This is a genomic window from Sphingomonas sp. CROZ-RG-20F-R02-07 (genome assembly GCF_022662335.1).
Classification (GTDB): Bacteria; Pseudomonadota; Alphaproteobacteria; order Sphingomonadales; family Sphingomonadaceae; genus Sphingomonas.
Genome location: NZ_JAKNQJ010000003.1, coordinates 1 through 10,151 on the forward strand (window position 1 = coordinate 1; position 10,151 = coordinate 10,151).

Here is a 10,151-nt window from a genome sequence, read left to right on the forward strand (position 1 = left end):
CGGCGGATGGTGCGGCAGCCCGCGCGCGGGCGGGTGGCGGCACGGCCGGTCCGACCTCGCGGGTGAGCAGCGCGGCGACCGCGTCGATCGCGACCTCGGCATCGTCGCCGCGTGCGGTGATCGTCACCGGGGTGTCGTGCGCGAGCCCCAGCCCCAGCAGCGCGATCGAACTGGCCGCCGATGCCTGCCGGCCGGCGCTCGCCAGCGTCACCTCCGCTGCGAGCGGCCGCAGCGCCGCGACGATCCGCGCCGCCGGACGGGCGTGCAAGCCGTGCGGCAGGCCGATGCGCATCGTCCGCACCCTCTCGGCCCCGCTGGCCACGGCGGTTCCGGGCGCCGCGGCCTGCCGCTCGAACCGGAACAGCGCTTCCCCGACGGCGACGATCCCGCCCGGATGGCGCCAGCCGATCGCGACGCCCGCGCCGGTCAGGAGCAGCGGCGTCACCGCCGCGCTCGCGCCCGTCACCAGCCGATCGAGATCGAAACGGATCAGCGGATCGCCCGCCCTGACCGCGTCGCCGGGGCGGACGAGCGCGGTGAACCCCGCGCCGCACAGCGCGACGCTGTCGATGCCGATATGCATCAGCAATTCGGTGCCGTCCGCCATCGCCATCGTCACCGCATGGCGCGCGGCATGCACCGTCAGGATGGTGCCGTCGCACGGGGCGTGCAGCGTGTCGCCGGTGGGATCGATCGCCATGCCCTCGCCCAGCATGCCCTCGGCGAAGACCGGATCGGGCACCTCGGCGATCGGCATCGCCCAGCCGGCGAGCGGGGCGAACAGCGTGATGGTGGTCATGCGGCGATGATTCCTGAGGCCGCCGTTACCGGCTCCTGGGGGCGGGGCGGGCGGGCGCGGCGCTCGACCGTCAGCGTGGCGGGGCGCAGGCCGGGCACGGTGGCGGCCAGCGTCAGCACGCCGCGCCCGGCATCCGCCGCGACGATCACTTGCGCGAGCCCGTTGAACAAGGACCGCGCGTCGCCCTTTTCGGGCTCGTGGCAGTTCGGATCGCCATTGCCGACGCCGATGATCGCGCCGCCCGTGATCGCAAAGCGAGCCGGCAGATTGGCGCGCGGCACATGGCGGCCATGTGCATCGACCGCGTCGACCGTCACCGGCTGCACGTCCTCGCCATCGCCGGCCATCACGCGGCGCGCGGGCGTCAGCCGCAGCGCGACCGGCGCGCCCGCCGTCTCGTGCACGGCGCGCGCCACCGCCCGGCCACCGCGATAGGCGATCGCCTCGATCCGGCCGGGCGCATAGCGCACGGTGCACGGTGCCCCCATCACCCGGTCGAGCGGCGCATCGGCGACGGTGCGGCCGTTCAGGCGCACGACCACGCGATCCGCGTTGCCCGTCACGAGCAAAGCGATCGGCTGCCCCTCGCGGCCCGGCCAGGTCCAGTGCGGCGCGATCGCCACGACGGGCGTGTCGTCGATCCACTGCGCGCGGCGGATGTCATAGGCGGTCTTGGGAAAGCCGCACAGATCGAGGATCCCGAAGAAACTGGAGACGGTCGGCCAGGCATAGGGTGTGGGCTCGCCGTGATAATCGAACCCCGTCCAGACGAAGCCGCCCGCGACGAACGGCCGCGCGGCGATCGCCTGCCAGCTCGCGCGGTGCGTGGCGCCCCAGCTCGCCGCCTCGGTGTCGTAGGACGAGATGACGTGCGCGGCGGGATCGTTGGCGAACGCACCGCGCGTCATGAACGCGCTGGTGTCTTCCGAGCTGGTGACCGGCTGCGCGGGGCGCAGCGCGTGGAACTTGTCATATTCGTTCTGGTAATAGTTGAAGCCGGTGACGCCCACGACCTGCGAGACGTTGGCGGGGGCGTAGAACATGCCGTTCTGTGCCGCGGTCACCGGCCGGCCGTCGTCCAGCCGGCGGACCGCCGCGGCCATCCGGCGCACCATCGCCACGCCGGCGGGCGTGCCCTGCATCGGCTCCTCGTTGAAGACCGACCAGAGGATGACGCTCGGATGGTTGCGGTCGCGCCGGACCATCCATTCGAGCTGCGCCAGATAATCGGGCGCGGGATCGAAATGGCGGTTCTCGTCCATCACGAGGAACCCCATGCGGTCGGCAAGGTCGAGCAGTTCGGCGGCCGGCGCATTGTGCGAGCAGCGGATTGCGTTGCAGCCCATGTCCTTCAGCCGCTGGAGCCGCCAGGCGAGCAGCGCATCGGGCACCGCGACGCCCACCCCGGCATGATCCTGGTGGAGGCACACGCCCTTCAGCTTCACCGGCATGTCGTTCACGAACAGGCCCCGATCGGCATCGAACCGGATCGTGCGAAAGCCGATCGCCAGCCGGCGCTCGTCCAGCGTCGCGCCGTCGCCCACCCGAACGATCAGCGTGTAGAGCGTCGGCCGGTCGACCGACCACAGGCCGGGCGTGCCGGCCGCCAGCGTCAGCCGCGCCTCGGCGCGATCGAGCGACGCGACGCTCGCCGTCGCGCTGCCCGTGGCGACCACGCGCCCGTCGGATGCCACCAACGTCGCCGCCACGCTCGGCATGGCGACGGCATCGGCGATGTTCTCCAGCGTGACCGTCACGGGCACGCGCCACTGCCCGTCGTCGCCGCGCCGCGGATCGGCATGCACGCCGTCGGTCGCGATCGACACCGCCGGCCGCCGCGCGAGCCAGGCATGGCGGTAGAGGCCGGCGCCTTCGTACCACCAGCCCTCCATCGCGTTCGCATCGACGCGCACCGCGATCACGTTCGGCTCGTCGCCGAACCGCGCGAACGGCGTCAGGTCGACATAGATGCCGTTATAGCCCGACCAATTGTGCGCCACGACGCTGCCGTTCACCCAGATCGTGGCGTGGGTGGCGATCGCGCCGAACTGGATCTCCAGCTTGCGGCCACGATCGGCGGGGTCGAGCCGGAGCGTGCGGCGATACCAGCCGATGCCGCGCGGGCGATAGCCCTGGCTGACATTGGCGGTCTCGACGACGGGCTGGAACGACGCCCAATCGTGCGGCAGCGTCACCGCCTCCCAGCCACGATCGTCATAGCCGATCGCGGCCGCGCCCTGCGCGGCGCCCGCCTTCACGCTGTTGTAGGTCGCGTCGTGCGTCGCGGGCGGCGGCGGGACGATGTCGCCCGCATGGAAGCGCCAGCCATGATCGAGCAGCACGCGCGATGGATCGGTGACCGGCAGCCGTTCGGGCAGTTGGTCGAGCGGCGGCGGCATCGGCGGCCCGGCGTCGGTGTGTCCGGCCGCCGGCAGCGGGCCGACCGCGAGCGCTGCGCCGATCGCGGCGGAGCCCTGCAGCAGCGCGCGCCGGTCGAGCGTCATTCGCGCCGTTCCCCGCCGATCCACGTCGCCCGCGCGGCGAAGCCGGCATCGAGCCACACCCAATCGGCGCGCAAACCCGCCGCCAGGTCGCCGCGCTCATGGCCCAGCCCGAGAAACGCCGCGGGGTTGGCCGCCGCCATCCGCGACGCCGTCGCCGGCGCGATCCCCAGCATCGACACGGTGTTCGCCACCGCCCGTGCCATGTCGAGATCGGATCCGGCCAGCGTGCCGTCGGCAAAGGCGCAGACGCCATCGGCGACCCGGATGGGGCGGCCCTGCAGCACGAAATCCTTCTCGCGCGCGCCGACCGACGACATCGCGTCCGTCACCAGCATCATCCGTTCTACGCCGCGCGCGCGCAGGGCGATGCGGAGCACGGTGGGCGAGACGTGAACGCCGTCCACGATCAACCCGCACCAGGGCCGCGGATCGTCGAGCGCAGCGCCGATCAGCCCTGGCGCGCGCTGCTGCATGGCGGGCATCGCGTTGAACAGATGCGTGATGCCACTGAGCCCGGCATCGAAGGCCGAAAGCGCGCCCGCATGATCCACCTCGGTATGGCCCGCGCTGACCCGCACGCCCGCCGCCGCCAGCGCGGCAATATCGGGCAGCCGCGCCAGCTCGGGCGCGATCGTCACCATCACCACCCCCAGGCGCGGGCGCGACAGCAGCGCGATCATCGCATCGTCGAGCAGGCGGAACCGGGTCGCGTCATGGATGCCCTTGCGCGCGAGCGCCAGGAACGGCCCCTCGATATGAACACCGACGACGCCCGGCACGCCGGCCGCGATCGCCGCGTCCACCGCATCCAGCGCGCGCTCGATCCGATCGGGATAGTCGCTGATGAGCGTGGGCAGGAAGGCGGTCGTCCCGAACGCCGCATGCGCCGCGCCAATCGCGGCAATGCCCGCGACGCTCGTCTCGTCGTTGAACAGCACGCCACCGCCGCCGTTCACCTGCGTGTCGACGAAGCCCGGCATCAGCCAGCCGCCCTCCAGGTCGATCGCGCCGGCCGCTCCCGCCCCGCACGGTTCGATCGCGACGATCCGCCCGTCCGCGATGGTGATCGCCGCCCCCGGCCACACTGCATCCGCCACCACGACATGGCCATTGCCGAAACGAAGGATGGTCATCGGGTCTGGGTCACCTTGGCGAGATGCGGCGGCCGGTCGGGATCGAGCCCGCGCATCCGGGCGAGGCGTTCGGCGGCGCCATAGAAGCTGGCCAGCATCAGGATCGGCTGGATCGCGGCATGCGCGGCCTCGACCGGCAGCAGCGCGCCGTCGTCCGCCCCGGCACGCAGCACGATCGCACCACGCGCCGCGAATTCGTCCGCGACGGCCGTGACGCCCTCGCCCGCGGCATCGCCCGTCGCGAAGGCGAGCACGGGGAAACCGGGCCCCACGATCGCCATCGGCCCGTGGCGCACTTCGGCGGCGCTGAACGGCTCGGCCTGGATCGCGCAGGTCTCCTTCAGCTTCAGCGCCGCCTCCTGCGCCGCGGCGAAGCCATAGCCGCGGCCGATGACGAACATCTGCCGCGCCGCCGCCAGCGGTGCCACGCCCGCCGACCAGTCCTGCGCGACGGCGCGCGCGAGCAGGTCGGGCAGCGCCGCCACCGCCTCCGCCAGCGCGCCGTCCTGCGACCAGGCCGCCACCAACGCCACCATCAGCGTCATCGCGGCGAGGCAGGATTTGGTCGCCGCCACCGAGCGTTCCGGGCCGGCGCTGAGCGGCAGCAGCCAATCGGCCTGCGTGGCGAGCGGCGAACCTTCGTCGTTGACCAGCGCGGCGACCTCGATCCCCGCCGCCTGCCAAGCCGCCGTGGTCGCCAGCAGATCGGGGCTGCGGCCCGATTGCGAGATCGCGATGCACAGCGCCCCCTCCGTCTCCACCGGCGCCGCGAACAGCGAAGCCACCGACGGCGCGACCGAGACGACCGGCACGCCCAGCATCGTCTCGATCAGATATTTGCCATAGGTCGCCGCATGGTCCGACGAACCGCGCGCGCAGGTGCCGACCAGCCGCACCGGCCGCTGCCGCAGCCGCGCGGCGAGCGTCGCGATCGTCTCGCGATTGGCGAGCAGCGCACGCCGCGCCGCCTCGGGCGCCTCCAGGCTTTCGCGGCGCATCAGGCTGATCGGGTCGGTCGCGACTGTCATGGCATCACAGGTCCGTCAGTTCGGCGACGAAATCATAGGCGTCGCCCCGGTAGAAGGATTGGGTGAACTCGACCGCGCGGCCGTCGCGCAGGAAGCCGCAGCGTTCGATCAGCAGACCGGGGCTGCCCGGATCGATGCCGAGCAGCCGCGCATGGTTGCCGAGCACCGGCACCGCGCGCAGCCGCTGCAGCGCGCGCGTCGGCCGGTGACCCGTCGCGTCGAGCGCGGTGTAGAGCGAATCGGTGACGTCTTCGATGCCGGGCAGGCACCAGCCGGGGATCGTCGAGAATTCCAGCGCCATCGGGATCTCGTCGGCATGGCGGACGCGGTGAAAGCGCAGGACCGGCGCGCCGGGCGAGAGGCCGAGCTGCATCGCCTCCTCCGGCATCACCAGCCCCGCCGCGCGCGAGATCCAGCTGCTGCTCGGCGACCGGCCCCGCGCGATCATGTCCTCGGAAAAGGACGAGATCCGCGCGAAGCTCTTCTCGATCCGGCGCGACACCGTCGTGCCCGCGCCCCGCCGGCGCACGAGCAGCCCCTCCTCGACCAGCTCGGCCATCGCCTTGCGGATCGTGATGCGCGAAATGCCGAATTCGATCGCCAGGTCGCGCTCCGCGGGCAGCGCGGCGTCTTCCTCGAGCACACCGCCCGCGATCGCCTCCCGCAACAGCCGCGCGAACTGGACGTAGAGCGGCGCGGGATCGCTTGGCACCATCGGCCCGATGCGCGATGCAAACGTCACGACGCGGCAAACTCCCCCCGAAGATCCTGCAGCCACGACCGCGATTGGCCGCATTTGTCATATATTGGCATTATCAACTTCCTCGCGCAATGCTCTTACGATCGTCTCGTCCGCCGGGGCGAAGGCCAGCCCGAACCCCAATGGATCGGGCACGGTGGCGGTCGTCCGCCCGCCGTTCGATCGGGCGGTCGCGTGCAGCGCGCGAAGGCCCGCCGCGACGAACAGCCGCGCATTGCCGGGATCGACGCCGGCGCCCGCGACGATGCGGCAACGCCCCTCCGCCCGCTCCGCCATGGCCGACAGGGTGGCGATACCGTCAGTGGCGCGCGGCTGCCCACCCGAGCTGAGGATCTGGTCGATGCCTGATGCCACCGCCTGCGCCACGGTTCCGACCGGATCGGCAACGGTGTCGATCGCCCGGTGGAGCGTGATGTGCGGAGCCCCGGCCCTGTCGCGCCAGCGGTTCATCGCTGGCCAGTCGATTGCGCCATGCCGTGCCACGCCGAAGACGAGCCCGTCCACGCCCGCCGCGAGCAGTGCACGCGCCTCGCCAGCCGCGATCGCCATCTCGTCGGCGTCATAAGCGAAATCGCCCGCGCGGGGCCGCACCATCGCGCGGACCGCGACGCCCGCCGGCCGCGCGACCGCCAGCACCGCCTCCGCCAGACCCTGCGACGGAGTCAGCCCGCCGAGCACGAGCGCCGAGCAGAGCTCGATCTGATCGGCGCCGCCGGCGATCGCACGGTGTGCGCTGACGAGCGAATCCACGCAGATCTCGAGAAAGCCGGAAGCGCGCTTCGCCCGCGACCGATCGGCGTGCGGATCGCTCCCTGCCCCTTCGTCATGCGCCATGGATGCCCCCTTCTGCTCAATTCACACCACATTTCCCCAGCCGACACAAATCTGCAAAAAAAGATTGATTGGCCTGCAATTGGTCATATACCAAGTTCCAAGCATCCCGAAGGCGGCATCGATGCCGGGAGAGATGCGAGCGGCCCACCGGCCGATGATTGCAGGGAAGCGACGACCAGTGCCGACGCATGGGGCGGCGGCGACGAGGGGGGATTGTTATGACGTTGCGATTGCACTTGGCTCTGACCACCGCATTGTGCCGCGTGGCGGCCCCCGCAGCCCTGTGCTGCGTGGCGGCACCGGCTCTCGCCCAGCAGGCCGGCAGCGGCGCCGCGACCGCGGCCGTCGATGATCCTACGCCGGAAGCGAACACGGACGGCAAGGGCGACATCGTCGTCACCGGGATCCGCAAGAGCCTGAGCGATGCGATCGCGACGAAGCGCAGCACCAACGCCATCGTCGACGTCATCAGCGCCGAGGATGTCGGCAAGTTTCCCGACACGAACGTCGCCGAATCGCTGTCGCATCTGCCGGGCGTCACCGTCGACCATCAGTTCGGCGAAGGCGAGCAGGTCTCGATCGCCGGCGTCGAGCCCGCGCTCAATCGCATCCTGATCGACGGCCATTCGATCGCCTCGGCCGACTGGGGCGGCAATCCCGGCGACCGTTCGAGCCGCACCTTCAACTATTCGCTGCTCTCGCCCGAGATCATCAGCCAGGCGATCGTCTACAAGACGCCCGAGGCGCGGCTTCAGGAAGGCGCGATCGGCGGCACCGTCGACGTCGTCACCCGCAAGCCGCTCGATCTGAAGCCCGGCACGATCACCGCGACCGCGGGCGCCGACTATAACGACCGGTCGGACAGCACCAATTTTCGCGGCTCCGCGCTCTATAGCTGGCACAATGCCGACGACACGTTCGCGGTGCTTGGCTCGGTCAACTACAACAAGGAAAATCTCGCTCGCGCCGGCGTCGCGGTGTACGGTTATCTGACCGGCAGCCAGTTCACGACCACCGACGCCGGCGGCAATCTCGTGCTGCAGAACCCATCGGCCAAGATCACCGGCGGATCGATCCAGGATCTGCAGACCGCGCGGCTGCCCGCCTATCTGGCGCACGAATATTTCCAGCAGGAGCGCCAGCGGCTGGGCTTTACCGGCACCGTCCAGTTCAAGCCGGCCGACAATCTGACGCTGACCGGCAACGTGATCGTCATCCGCGGCAATTACGACAATTTCAGCAATTCCGAATATAGCTACAACACGCGCGGATCGCAGCTCCAGGCGGCGACGATCAGCAACGGCCTCATCACGTCGGCCACGTTCGCCGCACAGCCGAGCACCAGCAGCACCTGGATGGGCGAGCTCGACACCAATTTCCGCCGCACCCGGATCAAGAACGACAGCTACACCCTGTTGTACGACTGGAACCCGGGCAATTGGAAGGTGACCGGCAATGTCGGCTACACCCGCGCCACCGGCGGCAAGGATCCGGAATATCTGCTGAACTTCCGCACGCGGCAGGGCTTCACCGTGGGGGCGAACGGGCGCAACACCTATCTCAACTGGGACAATCCCGCGAGCGACGGCAGCCAGTGGATCAGCACCTCGCCCGCCGAATCGAGCCTGCAGACCGAGCCCGCGGTCCTCGCCAAGACGAACGGCGCGGGCTTCTACGGCGCGCAGATCGGCGGCATCACCAGCGCCGAGAACACGGTCGACAAGGAAGGCTTCGGCCAGCTCGACATCGCGCGCGATCTCGGCGACGGCTTTTTGCGCAAGCTGTGGCTCGGCGTGCGCGGCAGCCAGCACAACAACCAGCAGACCACCTATGGTGGCGCCACCTTCACGAACAATCTGTTCACACTGGCCGATCTTGGGTCGTACACGCTGGACAGCAGCGTCTTCGACGGCCTGACGACCACCGGCAACGGCACACCCTATGCCACGCTGACGCAGGCCAATGCGATCGCCGCGCTGAACGCGCCGGGCACGCTGAACGTCACGCGGTCGCTCGACACCGGTTCGTACTTCAAGGTGGATGAGCGGATCATCACCGGCTATGCCCAGCTCGATTTCGCGACCGGCCATCTGCACGGCAATCTGGGCGGCCGCTTCGTCAGCACGCGCGACACGTCCTATTATTATCTCACCTCGAACAACGCCACGCAGTTCGTCGTGGCGCCGCGCAACGACGACCGGTTCCTGCCGGCCTTCAACATCGCCTATGACATCGGGTCGCAGGTCGTGGTGCGCGCCGCGGCGGCCAAGGTGATCGCGCGGCCGCGGTTCAGCGATCTGGCCGGATCACTGTCGCTCGACGACACGACCGCGACCGGCAGCGGCGGCAATCCCGATCTGAAGCCCTATGCCGCCACCAATTTCGGCGTGTCGGCCGAATGGTATTTCGCGCCAGCCAGCTATCTGTCGGGCGAATTCTTCTACCGCGACATCTCGAACTATATCGGCAACCAGACCTACGATCAGTCGATCACCAACCAGCTCACCGGGCGGACGCTGACCTACAATGTCTCGCGGCCAGTGAATGGCGGCAAGGCGACGGTGACGGGCTTCTCGGTCACCGCGCAGACCTCGTTGATCTGGGGCTTCGGCATCCAGTCCAACTACACCTTCGCCAGCGCCGATACCGGCGTGTCGGGCCAGGGCCTGCCCTATCTGTCGCGCAACACCTACAACATCATCCCCTATTTCGAGAAGGGGCCGTTCCAGGCGCGCGTCAGCTACAATTACCGGTCGAAATATTTCTACGGCTTCGGCCGCCTGCAAGCGTCCAACTACACCGATTCCTACCGGGAGCTGGATTTCTCGGCGAGCTATTATCTGACGAAGGCGATCCGGCTCACCGCGAGCGCGTCGAACCTGCTCGACGAGACCTATTACCAATATAGCAGCACGCCGTCGGCGCCGGATGCGCTGTACAAGAACGGCCGGCTGTTCGCGCTCACCGCCACGTTCCGGATGTGACGCATGGCGCGGGACGATGGCATGGCCGGATTCCGCGCTTCCCCTCTCCTGCGGATGCCGCCCGCGATCGCGTCCGGCATCCTCCTGCGCCGCCCCGGCTCGTGCCGCG

The 10,151-nt window shown here is 69.8% G+C and carries 7 protein-coding genes; 1 reads left to right on the forward strand and 6 read right to left on the reverse strand.

Annotated elements, in window-relative coordinates:
* The 6 genes from L8H00_RS05720 to L8H00_RS05745 all read right to left on the reverse strand — a co-directional run.
* On the reverse strand, nucleotides 1–799 hold a 799-nt coding region (locus L8H00_RS05720), incomplete at its 3' end, for a glucose PTS transporter subunit IIA (protein ID WP_242096290.1).
* Nucleotides 796–3,303, reverse strand: coding sequence for a beta-galactosidase GalA (gene galA, locus L8H00_RS05725; protein ID WP_242096291.1), 2,508 nt, complete (start codon nucleotides 3,301–3,303; stop codon nucleotides 796–798). The genes L8H00_RS05720 and galA, both read right to left, overlap by 4 nt.
* Nucleotides 3,300–4,436, reverse strand: coding sequence for an N-acetylglucosamine-6-phosphate deacetylase (nagA, locus tag L8H00_RS05730; protein ID WP_242096292.1), 1,137 nt, complete (start codon nucleotides 4,434–4,436; stop codon nucleotides 3,300–3,302). The genes galA and nagA overlap by 4 nt, the downstream gene beginning before the upstream one ends.
* On the reverse strand, nucleotides 4,433–5,464 hold the full coding sequence (locus L8H00_RS05735) for an SIS domain-containing protein (RefSeq protein WP_242096293.1): 1,032 nt from the start codon (nucleotides 5,462–5,464) through the stop codon (nucleotides 4,433–4,435). Before L8H00_RS05735 ends, nagA begins: the two co-directional genes overlap by 4 nt.
* A gap of 4 nt (nucleotides 5,465–5,468) precedes the next feature.
* Nucleotides 5,469–6,206 carry a GntR family transcriptional regulator gene (locus L8H00_RS05740; RefSeq protein ID WP_242096294.1) on the reverse strand — a complete coding sequence of 246 codons (738 nt, stop codon included), beginning with the start codon at nucleotides 6,204–6,206 and terminating at the stop codon, nucleotides 5,469–5,471.
* A 57-nt stretch (nucleotides 6,207–6,263) separates the two neighbouring features.
* The gene (locus L8H00_RS05745) at nucleotides 6,264–7,058 is read right to left on the reverse strand and encodes a copper homeostasis protein CutC (RefSeq protein WP_242096295.1); all 795 of its coding nucleotides are present in this window, start codon (nucleotides 7,056–7,058) and stop codon (nucleotides 6,264–6,266) included.
* Nucleotides 7,059–7,294: 236 nt separating this feature from the next.
* Here L8H00_RS05745 and L8H00_RS05750 point away from each other — a divergent pair, with 236 nt between their 5' ends.
* A complete protein-coding gene (locus tag L8H00_RS05750) occupies nucleotides 7,295–10,042 on the forward strand; it encodes a TonB-dependent receptor (RefSeq protein WP_242096296.1) in 2,748 nt (915 codons plus the stop codon).
* The last annotated feature ends 109 nt before the right edge of the window (nucleotides 10,043–10,151 follow it).

What these genes read in the sequence shown, in the direction of transcription:
- galA (WP_242096291.1), bottom strand. Translation starts at nt 3,303, where the DNA reads ATGACGCTCGACCGGCGCGCGCTGCTGCAGGGCTCCGCCGCGATCGGC.
- nagA (WP_242096292.1), bottom strand. Translation starts at nt 4,436, where the DNA reads ATGACCATCCTTCGTTTCGGCAATGGCCATGTCGTGGTGGCGGATGCA.
- L8H00_RS05735 (WP_242096293.1), bottom strand. Translation starts at nt 5,464, where the DNA reads ATGACAGTCGCGACCGACCCGATCAGCCTGATGCGCCGCGAAAGCCTG.
- L8H00_RS05745 (WP_242096295.1), bottom strand. Translation starts at nt 7,058, where the DNA reads ATGGCGCATGACGAAGGGGCAGGGAGCGATCCGCACGCCGATCGGTCG.